The organism is Paenibacillus sp. J22FR83 (assembly GCF_059691955.1).
Window position 1 is genome coordinate 188,187 of the sequence record NZ_JCAUAM010000011.1, and the last position, 16,565, is coordinate 204,751.

Annotated in this window: 16 protein-coding genes and 1 other RNA gene; 1 reads left to right on the forward strand and 16 read right to left on the reverse strand. The window is 44.6% G+C overall.

The features are described from left to right. Positions 1–8 precede the first annotated feature (8 nt). Entirely contained in the window at positions 9–509 is a 501-nt protein-coding gene (locus tag AC58PV_RS20760) for a YpuI family protein (protein WP_028558040.1), read from the reverse strand. Positions 510–687: 178 nt separating this feature from the next. On the opposite strand from AC58PV_RS20760, the gene AC58PV_RS20765 reads away from it, so the two are divergent. Beyond that, positions 688–2,610, forward strand: coding sequence for a S8 family peptidase (locus AC58PV_RS20765; protein ID WP_497434275.1), 1,923 nt, complete (start codon positions 688–690; stop codon positions 2,608–2,610). Between the two features lie 126 nt (positions 2,611–2,736). Here AC58PV_RS20765 and rnpB read toward each other — a convergent pair. The 15 genes from rnpB to AC58PV_RS20840 all read right to left on the reverse strand — a co-directional run bounded on the left by rnpB (position 2,737) and on the right by AC58PV_RS20840 (position 16,525). Further along, positions 2,737–3,151, reverse strand: an RNA gene (gene rnpB, locus AC58PV_RS20770) — RNase P RNA component class A. An 86-nt stretch (positions 3,152–3,237) separates the two neighbouring features. Beyond that, positions 3,238–4,347, reverse strand: coding sequence for a Nif3-like dinuclear metal center hexameric protein (locus tag AC58PV_RS20775; RefSeq protein WP_497434276.1), 1,110 nt, complete (start codon positions 4,345–4,347; stop codon positions 3,238–3,240). Then, a complete protein-coding gene (locus AC58PV_RS20780; protein WP_497434277.1) occupies positions 4,323–5,087 on the reverse strand; it encodes a tRNA (adenine(22)-N(1))-methyltransferase in 765 nt (254 codons plus the stop codon). Before AC58PV_RS20780 ends, AC58PV_RS20775 begins: the two co-directional genes overlap by 25 nt. Before the next feature lie 3 nt (positions 5,088–5,090). Next, positions 5,091–5,921 carry a hypothetical protein gene (locus AC58PV_RS20785; RefSeq protein WP_497434279.1) on the reverse strand — a complete coding sequence of 277 codons (831 nt, stop codon included), beginning with the start codon at positions 5,919–5,921 and terminating at the stop codon, positions 5,091–5,093. Between the two features lie 118 nt (positions 5,922–6,039). Next, entirely contained in the window at positions 6,040–7,155 is a 1,116-nt protein-coding gene (gene rpoD / locus AC58PV_RS20790) for an RNA polymerase sigma factor RpoD (RefSeq protein WP_028558036.1), read from the reverse strand. A 37-nt stretch (positions 7,156–7,192) separates the two neighbouring features. Continuing rightward, on the reverse strand, positions 7,193–9,040 hold the full coding sequence (gene dnaG, locus AC58PV_RS20795; RefSeq protein ID WP_497434280.1) for a DNA primase: 1,848 nt from the start codon (positions 9,038–9,040) through the stop codon (positions 7,193–7,195). Positions 9,041–9,088: 48 nt separating this feature from the next. Further along, on the reverse strand, positions 9,089–9,553 hold the full coding sequence (locus AC58PV_RS20800; RefSeq protein WP_497434282.1) for a YaiI/YqxD family protein: 465 nt from the start codon (positions 9,551–9,553) through the stop codon (positions 9,089–9,091). Between the two features lie 92 nt (positions 9,554–9,645). Next, positions 9,646–10,458: a pyruvate, water dikinase regulatory protein gene (locus AC58PV_RS20805; RefSeq protein WP_497434284.1), complete on the reverse strand. Its 813-nt coding sequence runs from the start codon at positions 10,456–10,458 to the stop codon at positions 9,646–9,648. Positions 10,459–10,636: 178 nt separating this feature from the next. Beyond that, positions 10,637–11,386 carry a DNA repair protein RecO gene (gene recO / locus AC58PV_RS20810; protein WP_497434285.1) on the reverse strand — a complete coding sequence of 250 codons (750 nt, stop codon included), beginning with the start codon at positions 11,384–11,386 and terminating at the stop codon, positions 10,637–10,639. A gap of 46 nt (positions 11,387–11,432) precedes the next feature. Beyond that, positions 11,433–11,585, reverse strand: a complete 153-nt coding sequence (locus tag AC58PV_RS20815; protein WP_082593664.1) for a YqzL family protein — start codon at positions 11,583–11,585, stop codon at positions 11,433–11,435. Positions 11,586–11,678: 93 nt separating this feature from the next. Next, complete coding sequence (gene era, locus AC58PV_RS20820; RefSeq protein ID WP_497434286.1) at positions 11,679–12,578, reverse strand: GTPase Era; 900 nt, start codon at positions 12,576–12,578, stop codon at positions 11,679–11,681. Between the two features lie 6 nt (positions 12,579–12,584). Continuing rightward, positions 12,585–12,998 carry a cytidine deaminase gene (gene cdd / locus AC58PV_RS20825; protein WP_497434287.1) on the reverse strand — a complete coding sequence of 138 codons (414 nt, stop codon included), beginning with the start codon at positions 12,996–12,998 and terminating at the stop codon, positions 12,585–12,587. A gap of 36 nt (positions 12,999–13,034) precedes the next feature. Further along, entirely contained in the window at positions 13,035–13,739 is a 705-nt protein-coding gene (locus AC58PV_RS20830; RefSeq protein ID WP_497434289.1) for a diacylglycerol kinase, read from the reverse strand. Continuing rightward, positions 13,739–14,275: an rRNA maturation RNase YbeY gene (ybeY, locus tag AC58PV_RS20835; RefSeq protein ID WP_497434290.1), complete on the reverse strand. Its 537-nt coding sequence runs from the start codon at positions 14,273–14,275 to the stop codon at positions 13,739–13,741. The genes AC58PV_RS20830 and ybeY overlap by 1 nt, the downstream gene beginning before the upstream one ends. An 18-nt stretch (positions 14,276–14,293) precedes the next feature. Continuing rightward, positions 14,294–16,525, reverse strand: coding sequence for an HD family phosphohydrolase (locus tag AC58PV_RS20840; RefSeq protein ID WP_497434291.1), 2,232 nt, complete (start codon positions 16,523–16,525; stop codon positions 14,294–14,296). Positions 16,526–16,565 lie beyond the last annotated feature (40 nt).

Here is a 16,565-nt window from a genome sequence, read left to right on the forward strand (position 1 = left end):
GTGGTTGATTAAACTTTTTCGCCTTGCATACGGCGCTGTGTGATGTAATCTGTTTCATAGTAAGCAAGATCTTCACGAAGCTCTTCGAATACTTTGGACAATTCAATCGTTAAATCACGTACTTCACGTGAAGGTTTCTTACGGAAACGAATTGCATCTTGTCCAGTGTAAGCGTAACGACCATCTTCCGAATAGCACTCATTCTTAGGATAGAAAAAGGTATTAACACATGTATGGTATACCTCATAGAGCACTTTTTCCGAAAAATCAACATTAAATGTAGGTCGTCTCAAACTTACGCCTAATTTCTCATATGCCACTTCACAGAAAACTAAAAGATGACGAGTGTCCTGCAAATACCCGCGGTAAAATTCATCCATTGCTGGATCATTTTCCACATTTAACAGTGAGAGCGAATGTTGATTAAGAAACAGTTCCATTTTGGCAGTCGTTTCTTTAAGTTTCGTACGCGTGGAATCACAAACATTTTTCACATTAAAAACAGCCATGTTAGAAGACCTCCTATAATTGCGCTACTTCTATCCTACCATAATTTATCCCGAAGTGGTATATGTAAAACACCAGTTACCATGCATAAAAGATTACCGCTCGCCTAACCCTACTAGTAGTTAATATGTTTTCCACTAATGCGTTAGCTTTTCTACAAACAACAAGGAGGGCATGATCATGTGGCGTTATCTCTCCACCGTCGCGGTTGTACTAGGATTAGGGGTTGTCCTCTTTCCTGGACAGCATCAACAACGCTCTAAGCCTGGTCCTGAGGTTTATAGTGCCAAGTATGAAACAACGTCCAAGCTTGCGCTGCTCGAACAAGATGTGAAGCTTACAGATGAACTGTGCAGAAGTCAATGCGCGATCGATTACACGACCATGCTAAGTCGGATTGAAGGCGGTGAGCCTGTAACCAATGTCTTGAAAAACATGCGAAGCCATCACGAAAAAATGGATGTACTTGTGTGGTCCAAACGCGGCCAAGCTTGGGAGCAGGGCATCAAATCTGGTGATCTCCCCTCTTCTTATAAAGACCAGTCCGCGGCCTATCTAAAAGAAGCAAAAACTGCCGTAGATGGGGGCAAGCATTACCAGTCACCCAAATTCGGCGCTGGACATCACGTTTATTTCGTCCAAGGAACCCCTTCATCAAGTGGTGAAGATTCGCTTGTCGGGGTCATTCATCAAGACGTACTCGCACAAGTGACCGATCATCAGATGAAGAATTTAAGACTAGAGCCTTATCCGAATGAAAACCGGTGGAAAGTAAAAGCCGTTGAAACGAATACGCTCCAAGAAAAGATTGTCGATCATCCTGAAGATAATCAAGGAACTAGCCATTATCAACAGAATGAAGTCGTTGTCCGTTTCAAAACGGATCCATCAGAAGCTCAACTCAATCAAATTAAAAACGAAATCCATGCAACATCTGCACAAAAACTAGGCTATACGTACGTATTTCGAACGAATGATAGAGACGCTAAATCATTGATCGCCTACTTTGGCAAATGGAACGTTGTGTATGTTGAACCACACTTTCTTTATATGACCAATGATTACTATGATGATCAAGAACGAACCGATTCAAATCCATCAAGCACCCAATCAGACAGCAATCAAACACCAGTCTCATCCAACTTCATGCCCAATGATAATTTATATCAAAAGTATCAATGGAATCTGCCTCTGATCGAAACAGTGCAAGGTTGGCAGATTAATCGCGGAGCGAACAATGTCATTGTCGCCGTTGTTGATACGGGGGTAGACTTGGCACATCCAGACCTGCAAGGGCAGTTGCTGCCTGGTTACAATGTCATTAGTGGAAGTGACAATCCTCAAGATGATGTTGGTCATGGCACGCATGTGACAGGCGTCATTTCTGCACTTGTTAACAATCAGTTGGGTGTTGCAGGGATGTCATGGTTTAACAAAGTCCTACCCGTCAAAGTTCTAGATCAGACTGGTGCAGGCAGTACGTATTCAGTCGCGCAAGGGATCATTTGGGCAACAGATCACGGTGCAAAAGTCATGAACCTCAGTCTCGGCAATTATGCAGACTCTGGATTTCTTCACGATGCGATTCAGTACGCCTATGATAAAGACGTTGCCCTCATTGCAGCTAGCGGCAATGACAATACCGAACAGCCTGGATACCCAGCTGCTTATCCCGAGGTGTTTGCTGTTGCTGCAATTGATTCACAGAACGAGAAAGCGCCATTCTCCAATTACGGCGACTATATCGATGTGACTGCCCCTGGTGTCACCATCGCGAGTACGTATCCCAACAATCAATATGCTGCCTTATCTGGTACATCCATGGCTAGTCCGCATGTGACAGCACTTGCTGCGTTAATTCGATCAGCTAATCCCAACTTGAAAAATACAGATGTCTATGAAATTATGAGACAGTCCGCTCAGGATTTGGGCGACAAGGGCCATGACAAATACTTTGGTTACGGCGTCATCGATGTCGTCAAAGCACTCGAGATGGCGAAGCAAGATACGGCTGCTCCCTTGTCCTACTGGCCGCAGGAGTTAGCGCGTCAACTACATTTAGTACCGAAGAAATATGCGGGCAGCTTGGGACTTGAGAAATAGAACACTCACCACCTTCCATGCACAGTTAAAAACCTTCAATCCCCAATTTTGGGCGGGATTGAAGGTTTTATTGATTTTGTAATAAAATACCCGCAAAGCCAAAGCCTTGCGGGTATAACCGACTGAGTGGAAAGTTTGCCGTAAGCCGGGTTCTGTACTTCCAGTGGTCATAACGGGCGTCTGCTCCCCTGCCACTATTGAAGCGACAATCATCTATCTAGGCTGTACATTGCTGCACAGCTCAAGCGACCAACCCGAACGCGTCTCAGGCGAAGACTGCTGCCTCGAAAGCAGCTAGCGTTCCATTAGGTCTTGCTCCAAGTGGGGTTTACCAGGATCTATGTCACCATAGAACCTCGTGGTCTCTTACACCACGGTTCCACCCTTGCCTGTGCTATATTTCAAGCCATCGGCGGTCCATTTCTGTGGCCCTATCCTTCAACTCGCGTTGACTGGACGTTATCCAGCACCCTGCCTTATGAAGCCCGGACTTTCCTCTCGCTATGGCTTACCCATAGCCAGCGATTGTCTGTCAAACTTTCCATTGCATAGGCTAGTATACTAGGAATGCCTACGAATTACAACACATGGACGTTTCCATTCTTTCCAGAAGCATCCGAGTGCTTCTTATACGAACTGAAACGGTTCAGTATTAATCGCAGATGGAAGTACCTGCGTATCTGTCTTAGCCAACTGCGCGGCAAGATAATCCGCGACGCCGCGCTTCATGATCTTCTCGACGTTGTGCCCAACGTCGAGTAGGGCCAGCCCCGCCGCAAGCGCATCGTGCGCGGTGTGGTAGTCAATGTCGCCGGTGACCAGCACATCGGCGCCGGCAAACATGGCGTGCCGCATGTAGCGGCCGCCAGAGCCCCCCAGCACGGCCACCTTGCGGATGGGCCGTGATAGATCGCCGACGACGCGCACCGTCGGCACGTCGAACACCACCTTCGCGTGCTCGGTGAGCTCGCGAAGCGTCATTGCCGCGGGCAGCTTGCCCACGCGGCCCAAACCGAACACTCTACCCTTGAGGTCCATCGGGTAGAGGTCATAGGCCACCTCCTCGTAGGGGTGGGCCTTCAGCATAGCTGTAACCGCTTTGCGTTGTACGCTAGCGGTTACGATCGTCTCCACGCGTACCTCTTGTACGCGTTCCAGCTTCCCAACTTCCCCGATAAACGGAGTCGCTCCTTCCTGCGGCAGGAATGTGCCCGTACCGGGGATATTGAAAGAGCAGGAGCTGTACTGGCCAATGCCGCCAGCCCCCGCTTTAAACAAGGCATCCAGCACGACTTGATGATGCGTCTCTGGCACGAAGACAACGAGCTTCTGAAGCTTTTCTGTATGCACATCTTCCAGATGTGTCATTTCCGTTAGGCCTAATTGCTCCGACAGCAGGTCATTAACCCCACCCTCAGCTACATCAAGGTTCGTGTGAGCAATATAGACAGCGATATCATTTTTGATTAATTTCTCATACAAACGGCCTGCTGGTGTCTCGGTCTGAAGATGTGCTAACGGTCTAAAAATTATCGCATGATGTGCAATAATTAAGTTCGCCCCAACTTCAATGGCTTCATCCACAACGGCATCGGTTACATCAAGAGCAACCAGCACTTTCGTGATCTCCTTCTGAAGTGAGCCAAGCTGCAGGCCGATCTTGTCTTCTGCCATCGCGTAATGCTTAGGAGCCAGCTGTTCAAATAACTGGATTACGGTTTGACCTTTTGCAAACACGCTAGCACCTCCTTTATTTCATGCATTTCTTGGCTTACCTGCTCAGCCTTTGCAATGGAGGCTTCCGCAGTGGACAGCTTTAACTGATCTACGATCATCGCCAATTTCTTCAGCTCACTCTCCCACTTCGTGAACCAGACCTCTGGTGCTTCGTTAATCAAATATGGGCCCATTTGTTGCAAACGTTCCTTCGAAATGGTGACTCCACCCGGAAGCTGTCGCTCTGTATAAAGCGCCTCTAATGTTCCACGCTCCTCAGCATCCGCAGTCACTGCAGTTAAGATCTCATAAATTTTGCCATCTTCTTCGAGAATAGCTTCAGACTCCAGTTTCCAACCATTGGAGAGCAACCAACGCCGCACATGATCTTCACCTACGTTCGGCTGTAAAATCAAATGCTGAACGCCAGGAAGCTTCGCTTTGCCCGCTTCTAGAATACTCGCCATTAAGCTTCCGCCCATGCCAGCGATCGTTATAACATTCACTTCGCCAGCCTCGATTACTGCAAGCCCATCGCCAGATCTCACTTGAATAACCTTGGATAAACCGCTCTCGAGCACCTGTCTTTGTGCAGCCTCGAAAGGTCCAGGATTTACCTCTCCTGCTACAGCAGCTACAATAATTCCCTGCTGCGCCAAATAGGTTGGCAATAAAGCATGATCCGAACCGATGTCCGCTACTTTCGAACCCCTTGGTACACGATCAGCAATCATTTGAAGTCTTTTCGATAATTTAACCATAGCCTACATTACCCACTCTACCCATTTTTTTCGCAGCACAAATAATGCTACGCCTACTGAAACTAATTTGGCCGTGAATGATAGTTGAATGACACGCGAGCTGATATCTACATCCACAAGGAAGGTCATCACCTCAGGGAGAAACCAAGCCAAGCCTCCTACTAGCATGAGCACGCTAGCCGCTTGTTTATTCGTGTGATGTGCAAGCCAAGCCATCCATATAAGAACAACACTGACAGGAATCCAGCTGGCTTCAAGTGAAAACCAAGACGGATAATCTAACTTTTGAATTAACAACCAGCTATACGTTCCTAGAAGTCCTAGCCATCCACAAATTTGGAAAATTGCCATTCGTCCGACTAAACCATTAAATAGCCATATACAACTACAAAATGCCAAATATCCAATATACGTTGTTGGTGTGTGTATACCCGATAAATCCATCATATGCATGCCTAAAAATAGCATAGCAACAGATGCTATGCCGCACAAGACATAAGAAATAACAGGCGTACGACTCCTATGTCTATAAGCAACTGCATAACAAATGATAACAAAAAGTGTGGAAATACCAATTTGCATTGGCAAACCAAAAGAGTTAAAATTAAGAGCAGATAAGGCAAGAGCAGCAATTGCCACTAATGCAAACAACCATATTTTCCAATTACTGTTTGTTACAGCCGTAGCCGAAACTCCCATTAGTGAAGCCGGTTTAGGTGTCACATCATCCACATACAAATTCATTAGAAAATCGCAATAATGCTCGGGTAGCAATTTGCTCCGGCGCCAATGATCGATTTCTCTTACTATCACTTTTCTTCTCTCAGCATCCATCTATTCGCTCACCTTCCTAGCTACTTTATCGGTGATTCAATGCTCAGATTTTAGTAAATTTTGTGGGAAACCGTAAAAAAGACCCCGCCGAATTTGGCAGGGCCCACTCCTAGCGATTTTATTCCAAAAAGTCCTTCAAGCGTTTGCTACGGCTCGGATGTCTTAATTTCCGTAAAGCTTTTGCTTCAATCTGACGAATCCGTTCCCTTGTAACACCGAATACTTTACCGACTTCTTCTAATGTTCTAGTACGTCCATCATCAAGCCCGAAACGCAAGCGAAGCACATTCTCTTCTCTTTCAGTTAACGTATCCAATACGTCTTCAAGCTGTTCTTTTAGAAGCTCGTAAGCAGCAGCATCCGCTGGTGCGAGCGCCTCTTGGTCCTCGATAAAATCCCCTAAGTGTGAATCATCTTCTTCACCAATCGGCGTTTCTAAGGAAACTGGCTCTTGCGCGATTTTCATGATTTCACGAACTTTATCCGTGCTCAAATCCATCTCTTTTGCAATTTCTTCTGGCGTAGGTTCGCGCCCCAATTCTTGCAGCAATTGACGAGAAACACGAATCAATTTGTTAATCGTTTCAACCATATGTACCGGAATCCGAATCGTTCTCGCTTGATCGGCAATTGCGCGAGTGATCGCTTGACGAATCCACCAAGTAGCATAGGTACTGAATTTGTACCCTTTGGTATGGTCGAACTTCTCCACAGCCTTAATAAGACCCATATTACCTTCTTGAATCAAATCAAGGAATAGCATGCCGCGACCTACATAACGTTTGGCAATACTTACAACGAGACGTAAGTTAGCTTCTGCTAAACGACGCTTCGCTTCCTCATCCCCATTTTCAATTCGCTTAGCCAAGCCCACTTCGTCTTCCGCGGAAAGAAGCGGCACGCGACCAATTTCTTTCAAGTACATCCGAACTGGATCATTAATTTTAATCCCCGGCGGCAGAGCCAGATCATCATCGAAGTTAAATTCATCGCGCTCATTTTCTTCCGGATTCATCGAATCTTCATCTGATTCATTCCCCACATCAATACCTTGCTCGGAGAGTTGTTCAAAGAACTCATCGATTTGTTCAGGATCCTGATCGAAGGGAGCTAATTTCTCCATGATATCCTTGTAAGTTAGTGAAGACCGTTTCTTCCCCTGCTCTATAAGTTGGTCTTTCACCTGGTCCAGGGTCAATTCTGTCTCTAATTCTGTACGCTGATCATTCGCCATGGTACGGACTCCCTCCTCCCTAGTCATATCAGTCTAGCTATGATGACTTTAACTGTTTTTCTAGGGCAATAATTTCAATTGCAATTTGTGCAGCTCTAAGATGGTCTCCCTCGCGTACTGCGCGAGCTTGTTCTTCTTTCTTGCGTTCAACTTCTTCTTGCATTGGAACTTTGCGAATTTGGCGAATATAGTCGTCAATCACTTGTTCGTTTAGTCCATGACCAGCTCCCATCATAACGATGGAACTAGCCAAGCTCTCCAGCTGTTCATCTTGCAGCATGGCAATGTATCGGCTTGCGTCGGGCTCTAAATACTGAGCGTAGTAAGCATATAAATAAGCAGCTAAGACTGCGTGAGCTTCAACATTAAACTGATCACCCAATTGCGCTTCAACATGCGCACATACTTCTCGATCATGCATCATTACGGCTAAAATCAAACGCTCTGCATTATGATATGCCGGTAATAACGAGGGCGTTTTTTTCTTTGTTCGTTCCGCTGGTCTCCCATTATTCATAACATTATTCCACAGAATTGGTTTATTATCCCCATCTGGTCGGTTTTTTTCCGATTGCAATAAGATTTCATGGAGATCTAACTTCATGGCTTCATAGGAAGAATCCGGAAACTCTGAAGCTAACTGTTTCAGATAATGTTCGCGTTCCATAGGAGATTGCAACTGGCTAATTAACTTCACAGCGGATTGCAGATAACGTAAACGTTCACCGTCCTCATGCAATTTAAAATTTTTGCGGATATATAATAACTTATATTTCATCGATGGCACGGAAGCACCAATAATCTCCCTTGCGAATCGGTCAAACCCATATTGTCGAACATAATCATCAGGATCTTTGCCATCTGGCAGCATCGCAACCGTGACTCGGCTTCCGGTGTCTTCCAATAAAGGAATACTTTTGAAAGCAGCAGCTTGTCCAGCACTGTCCCCATCATAGCAAATGACGATTTCATCCGCGTTGCGGTTCAATAAAGCAGCATGCTCTTTGGTTAATGCCGTGCCCATCGTCGCAACACCATTCGTAATGCCCGCTTCCCAAGCTTTGATCAAATCCACATATCCTTCGAAAATAACGGCTTGCTGTAGCTTTCGCATATTCGGCCGAGATAGGTGCAAATTGTACAAAGTTCGACTTTTGTTGAAAAGAATGGATTCGGGACTATTTAAGTATTTGGGCTGCGCATCCCCCATGGCTCTGCCAGCAAAGGCAATGACCTTACCCGTAGAGTCACAAATAGGGAACATGATGCGTTCACGGAATTTATCCACGTAGCCATGACCTTCATGTTTTGCGGAAATTAATCCGCCTCTTTCCATTAAAGCTAAGTCAAAGCCCCGTTTGTCCAATTGTTGAACGAGCGTGTCCCACATTAACGGTGCGTAACCAATCTGAAACGTATCAATCAGCTTATCGGAGATTCCTCTAGAAGTCAGATAGCCTTTAGCCGCTTTACCTTGATCCGTATTCCCCACAACATAATGATAGAACTTCGCTGCAAATTCATAGGCTTTCAAAAGGGTCGCTTTTTCTTGCTGTTGCTCATTCTGCTCGTCGGACACTTCTTCCCACGTAATGGGGATATCTGCGTCTTCTGCAAGCTTCGTGATGGCCTCTGCGAAGCTTAGGCCCTCGATTTCCATGATGAAACGAATTAAGTTCCCGCCTGCCTGGCAGCCGAAACAACGATAAATCTGTTTCTCAGGTGTAACCGTGAATGAAGGACTTTTCTCTGAGTGGAAAGGACATAGTCCCTTCATATAATGCCCTTGTTTGCTTAAATGTACATGCCTGCCGATGACGTCTACAATATCATGGCGTTTCAGTACAGCCTCAATAACCTCTTCAGGTATGCGTCCGTACCTCATTTCAATCCACCTACAATTCAGGTCGCTTTTCCGACTAATTACTATTCGCTATTCATTTTCGATTTCCTGCAAATTTTTCAAAAGATTTGTCAAACCATGTAGAAAATTTTTACGATCCGTCTCTGTAAAGGGTTTTGGCCCTTTCGTATGCTTCCCATTTCTTCGCATTTTGGCGGAAGCATGGCGGCGTTCCAACAAATAATCAATCGAACTATCGGTATATTCCTGCCCCCGATTCGTCAAACAAATGGAACCTTTCGCTAGTCCTAATGCGGCAAGTCCAAAGTCTTGTGTTACCAGAATATCTCCTGACCGAATCTGATTGGCAATATATAAATCGACAGACTGATCGGAACGATCTACTTGAACTACCTTCACACCTGGATTTTCCTTCATCTTATGATCGAATGAAGCGACTAGGACAACTTGTACGCCAAACTGTCGACCTGCCTGTTCAATTTCCGACTTTACAGGACAAGCATCGGCATCAACAATAATACTTCTTGCACTCAAGTGTTAGCCCCTGCCTTCTGAAAGAAATCTCACCGTACTATTATATACGATGGACTTACAAAAAATCCTGCAAGCCAGATCATAAAAGCTTACTAGATATGTTCAATGTGATCCATAATTAAACTGGCTGTTTCTTCTACAGCGCGATTCGATACATCAAAGATGACACAACCGATTTTACTCATAATTTTATCAGCAAAATCCAGTTCTATTTTAATACGTTCTACATTCGCATAGGTTGCATTTTCTGCAAGTCCAAGTGTACGGAGTCGTTCTTGACGAATGACATTTAATTTATCAGGATCAATCCGCAGGCCAATAATCTTGTCTCTAGGAACGGTATAAATGGCGGCTGGCGGCTGCATTTCCGGTACCAAAGGTACATTCGCAACTTTCAGTCGTTTGTGCGCTAAATACATAGATAATGGCGTTTTGGATGTGCGCGATACCCCCAAAAGAATGATATCCGCTTTCTGAATGCCACTAAAATCGCGACCATCATCATATTTTACAGCAAATTCAACAGCTTCAACTTTCTTGAAATAGTCTTCATCCAAAGGATGAATCATTCCAGGTTGTCTCCGCGGTTCTTGTCGCAATGCTTTCCCAAGCGTTGTCACAACAGGCCCAAGCAAATCGATGTAGGGAATATCGTATTGTTTCGCTTTGGCTATCAAATCATCCCGTAGTTCGGGGATAACTAGTGTAAATACAACGATCCCTCCATGCGTTCGTATCCCATTCATCACTTTATCGATTCCTTCGAAATCATGAATGAATGGTGCACGTACGATTTCAACAGGCACGGGATGAAATTGCATAGCGGCTGCACGAACGACAGATTCACCTGTTTCACCGACAGAATCCGAAACAACGTAAACGCGAGTAGCTTGTGGGTGTTCCATATTCCTAACCCCTTTCAGCAGGGACAGACCCTACGCTAGCATATGTATGTAAAATGCACCAGAACCGAACCGACAACATGAGAAAAACCTCACCGATATGCGGATAGCACAAGGGCGAGGCGTTTTCCACCACATCATATCAAAGGGAGAAACACCTGTCAATTCAATCCATGGCCTCTTAAATATTGTACTTCTCCATTTGTTCAATAAATCCTCTTGATTTCCATTGCACACCAATATGAACATCCATGTAGGCACGCATGCATCGCTTAAGCTGCGTTTTCGTTTCCGCTTTCACTTGAACAGTCCCCAGTCTTCGCATATCCATTTTCGGAAAAAGTCTAAGCAGTTTCTGAGCACCATCACCGATGGCAATCGCAGAGGGATCCTTATATCGACAACGACTGCATAATGTTCCGCCCATGTTCGGGCCGAAAGCAGTAATGCCAGTTGTTTCACCACATGCAACGCAAGCATCTGTTATCGGTAAATAGCCAGCCAAGTCAAACATTTTCATTTCATACAAATGGGTGACAATTTCCATATCTTTATTTTCTTCGATGGCCATTAAACCAGCCTTGAGCTGTTCAAATAGGTAATTGTTTCCTTCTTCATCGCCAAGCATACGATCCGTCATTTCTGCCAAATACGAAGCATAGGCCGATTTGTGTAAATCTTCACGCAACGCATGATGCGCCTCAATAATTTCGGCTCCGTTGAGAGATCCCATCTGACCTCTTTGTTTGAAAAAAACAAAATCGCCGTACGTAAACAACTGCGTAACGGCGCCATGTTTGCTTTTCAGTTTCTTCGCACCGCGAGCCATGACTCCGACTTTCCCCAGCTCGGGAGTAAATAACCGAATAATTTTGTTGCCTTCTCCGTAGTCCATGCTACGAATGACAATTCCTTGAACGCTATGCAGCAAATAGCTTCCCCCATGAAGGCCGCTCTGAATACATGAGTGCTTCCCCTCACATATTCAGACCATCGAGCGGTTCTTCGTTACTTTGATCCTCTTCTTGCACTTCCGAATCCATACCAGGTTCTCCCGTTACTTGTTTGTACAGCAGATAGGCGTCCACATCACCGGTCTTTGAAAAATACGTCCACGAAAAATCTTTCATGTTCAGCATCCTCCCCATCGAACGTGATGTTCATAGGATGTGCATTGACCGCTTCAGTATGCGATGTAAAAACTGGTACTCTTAGGAAATAAATTACTCGTGTCGGAAACCAAGATCACGAAGAACTCTATCTTGGTTCCTCCAGTCTTTCTTCACTTTCACCCATAATTCTAAGAAAGTTTTGGAGCCTAGCAATGTTTCAATATCACGGCGGGCTTGACGACCGATTTCCTTGAGCAACGCACCTTGCTTACCGATGACGATACCTTTTTGCGACTCGCGCTCTACGAAAATAACCGCGGATATATGAACGATACCGTTCGGTTCGACACGCATGTCTTCAATCTGAACGGCAATAGAATGCGGTATTTCTTCGCGTGTCATGTGCAAAATTTTCTCACGTACAAGCTCCGCACAAACGAATTGTTCCGGATGATCTGTAATTTGATCCGCAGGGTAATATTGCGGTCCTTCAGGCAAATAACGAATAATTTGCTCAAGGAGTGTCGTTACATTATTGCCTTTCAAGGCGGATACAGGTACGATTTCAGCGAAATTGTATAGATCTTTGTAATTGGTAATAATCGCAAGCAATGCTTCCGGTTGTACCAGATCAATTTTATTCAGCACGAGAATAACGGGAGTTTCAATATGCTTCAATTGCTCAATAATATAACGGTCTCCCCCGCCAATACCATCAACTACGTCAACTAAAAACAAGACAGCGTCAACTTCACCAAGTGTCCCATGAGCAACTTTACTCATGTAATCGCCTAACTTAGACGTAGGTTTATGAATACCTGGCGTGTCTAGAAATACAATTTGCCCATTATCCGATGTGTACACACCATGAATCTTATTTCTAGTTGTTTGCGGCTTATCCGACATGATCGCAATCTTTTGTCCGATAATTTGGTTCATGAGTGTTGATTTCCCGACATTCGGTCGTCCGATAATCGCGACAAACCCTGATTTAAATTCTTTTTTGGCCACTTCTAATTATCCTCCATTTGTGTGCAAATCTTTCGTTGTAAAAGCGCCTGGCAATAAAGCAGACACTGTCGTTTGCACGAAAGCTCCTCTGAGATTGCTCAAATAAACAGGCATTTCAGGTTCGCACAATTCGATTAATACTTGACGACATACGCCGCATGGCGAAATCGGTCCTTCCGTATCTCCAGTTACCGCGATCGCTTGAAAGGATCCCCTCGGATGCCCATCTGCAATAGCACGGAATAACGCAGTTCTCTCGGCACAGTTCGTCGGTCCATAGGCTGCATTTTCGACATTGCACCCCAAATGCACATTTCCATTCGCGTCCAATAACGCGGCACCGACTTGAAAATTGGAATAAGGCGTATAGGCTCGCTTCATCGCTTCTTTTGCGAATTCAATGAGTTCTTGCGGATTCATAGCCATCCACCCTTTTATTTATTAGTAATAGTTAAGTTATAGCATGTTTAAACAGGTAAAAGCGAGGAGCGTCACGACAATGCCGATCATTGCCCCCAAAAAGAGTGCTGGGAAAGGCCTTGTTTTCTTATCGTACAAGACAATAAGGATAATAATAGACAATGTGTACCCAAGTAACGCGGCAATCGTTTCAGTAACTAACACCAAGATGACAGTTGCAATTGCAAATGCAATCGCTGTTAGTAAACTCGGTCTAACGAGTTTGCCTTTGTCCGAAAACCTTGTTTCAATGACGATGACCGTAAGCATGACTAGAGCAATTAAAATCCATATCGCTCCCGCTGACATCGGTGTTTCTTCGAGTCTGGCATGCCGTAACAACTGATCGACGGGCTCGTAGAAAACAACTAAACCGACAACGATTGCAAACATAGCAGACACCAATACGGACGCCGCGGCGACGTCCTTCGCAATTTTGGCTAACGGATGGCGGTCTGGCATAGCAAGATCCACCGTTTTCTCGACAGCCGTATTAATTAATTCTGTGACAATCATGAGCGTGACGGCCAACAAAATAAACAAAATATCGGTTTTGGATAAATGAACAAAAAGAGCTGCCAATAACACAAGAAACGCAACGGAAAAATGAAATTTCATATTTCGCTGCGTATCTAGTGCATATTTAATTCCTTCATAGGCATACCTAAAACTTCTACGCCATTTACGGAAGCCGCCCGACATTAGCGTGTCAAGCCTGCCTTCTGTAAAATGTCCTCTTGTTTAGCGAACATCACTTTCTCTTCTTCTTCACTCTGGTGATCATATCCAATTAGATGCAAGAAGCCATGGACAAATAAGAAGCCCAGCTCACGCTCAACAGAATGACCGTACTCTGCTGCTTGTGCAATCGCCCGCGGGACGGAAATGATAATATCACCAAGCGGCTCGATGAACGCCTCGGAGACGGTTTCGCCCTCTTCAAGCTCGCCCTCAGCATCGTCACCATCATCTTCATAGTTAATTTGAATTTCATCATCACCAAATTCACTCATCGCAAAAGATAGGACATCAGTAGGCTTGTCTAAATTACGGTATTGCTTGTTCAAGTCTTGAATCGTCTCGTCATCAACGAAAGTGAGGGCAACTTCCCCTTCAGAAACGCCTTCTAGCTCACCTGCAAGCTTGAGTAACTCTTCGAGCTTTTCAATAAATGCCGGCGATATTTCTCGCTCTTCCTGTTCACTACTCCATGCTAATGTCAAATCTACACTTGCCATAGGGTCAAACCCTCCTTCTTATGCGCCTGGTTTCTTAGCCGTTATTTCACTTGGGTATTCGATGCGAGAATGAAAGATCCCTAACAATGTTTCATTCAGTGTTTTGGCAATCTTATCAAGTTCCTTCAAAGTGAGATCACATTCGTTGAATTGACCATCGTCCAAGCGTGATTTAATAATTTTGGTTACCATGGAATCTATTTGTTCGAGGGTCGGGTTACGCAGTGAGCGTACAGCTGCTTCTACACTATCAGCAATTCCGACAATTGCCGCTTCCTTCGACTGCGCTTTAGGTCCTGGATAGCGGAAATCTTCTTCACGTATCGCCTTCTCACTGTTCTCTTCTTCCCCTTGCTTCTTCGCTTTATGATAAAAGAAGTGCAGGAGCGTTGTCCCATGATGTTGTTCTGCGATATCGCGGATCGGTTTAGGCATTTTATAATCCTTCAACATATCAACACCATCGCGCGGATGCGCAATAATAATGGACTTGCTAAGATTCGGATCTATACGATCATGAGGATTCTCGATATTCGTCTGATTCTCAATAAAATAGCTAGGCCGCTTGGTTTTGCCAATATCATGATAATACGATCCGACGCGACACAGAAGCCCGTCTGCACCAATGGATTCCGCCGCAGCTTCAGATAGGTTACCGACCATCACACTGTGATGATAGGTGCCAGGTGTTTCCGTTAGCAGTTTACGCAGCAATGGATGATTCGGATTCGAAAGTTCTACCAACTTAAGGGGAGATAGGATTCCGAAAGAAGCTTCAAAAAATGGAAGCAGCCCAATGACGAACACGACGGTTACAAGCCCTCCAGCCGTAGCAAAAGATAAAGACATCAATGCTTCTCTTTGTTGAAAATGGTCTTCAACCAACAGCATCGCCGTTATCGTTAACATGGAGAAAAAGGCGATCATTAAGCCTGCTTTCAATATCGTCGCACGTTGGCTTGCACGCTGAATCGTAAATACCCCGCTGAAACAAATAACTAAGCTCACTAAGCCAAACCGAAAATCGAACAACGAATCGTGCTCTGTATTGAAAATAATACTGGCAATGATGGAGAATAAAACCGATGAAATAAAAGCAAGCGGCGCATCCAACAAAATCGCGATCAAGATGCTGCCAAGTGCTGTCGGAGCCAAATAGCCGATAAAGGGATAATCAAAATTCTGCAGCAGTGAAATGATTTTCATACCAGCGATATTCATCACAAAGATGAGAACTAGCATAACTAGCTGAGAATTATTGTACTTCACCTGTAAAGTACTTTGCCTAACAAATATAAAGATTACAAAGGATAAGAGCGCGCAAAGGATTCCGAGCCCCAGCTGAGGTAAATGATTGGCTTTATCCTTCAATAGCTTCAGCTTTTCCAATCGCGTGTATATTTCTTCCGTAATAACATCTCCAGCTTTAACTAGGACATCATTCTTATTAATATATACGGTCTTCATATTTGCCCTTGCTTGTCCCTTGGCATCATCGGTGCCCTTCTGATCAAAAAACTTATTGGGCGTAATCAATGCTCTGGCAATCTCCGTTACCATCTCACGGGATGTATTCTTCGCTAAGGTAGATGTATTCACAACCTCTGCGACCTTAGCACGTGCTGTCTGTGCATCCAAGATCTGCTCGTTCAACATTAGCTTGATAAGAATATCTCTAGTCACGAGACGCATCTCCGCAATGTCTTCCTTGGTCAACCTTGGCAGTTTAAAATATACTTCTTCAGGAAGCGGATATTTCTGGTCTGCAAGGCTAAGTTGGATTTGTTCCAATAACAAGTCGTTGTACTGTCCGCTATTACGAAACGTTTTAATGGTATCATTCGTAGTATCGCTAATGATCTGGGGGATTACGCGACGGTAAATACTCACCTTATCATCAAACTTCACTTCTTCATCGGCATTGATTTGAGATAATTTATCAAAAATAGCATCACTAATAATTTCGTTCTTGAGATTAACGTTCCGATAAACAGGCTGAACGCGCTTCGCAGCGTCTTCTTTGGCTTGCTCTGTTGCAACAGCGTTCTCAATCTGCTCAGGTGCATAAATCGTCTTCTCACTCTTCATACCTAAGGTAATATCGAATACTTGTGGAACGAGCTTAGCATACAAGGTGGCGTAGAAAATCAATCCCAATATGAGAAATAAGATTATTCTTAAGCCTGTGTTGTATTTCCATCCGCTCAGCCGGTAATGAAATTTGCCTTTCATTTGAACTTCATTTTTCATTACGGAGGTCATTCCTCTCTATCTATCCAACCTAGCCTGA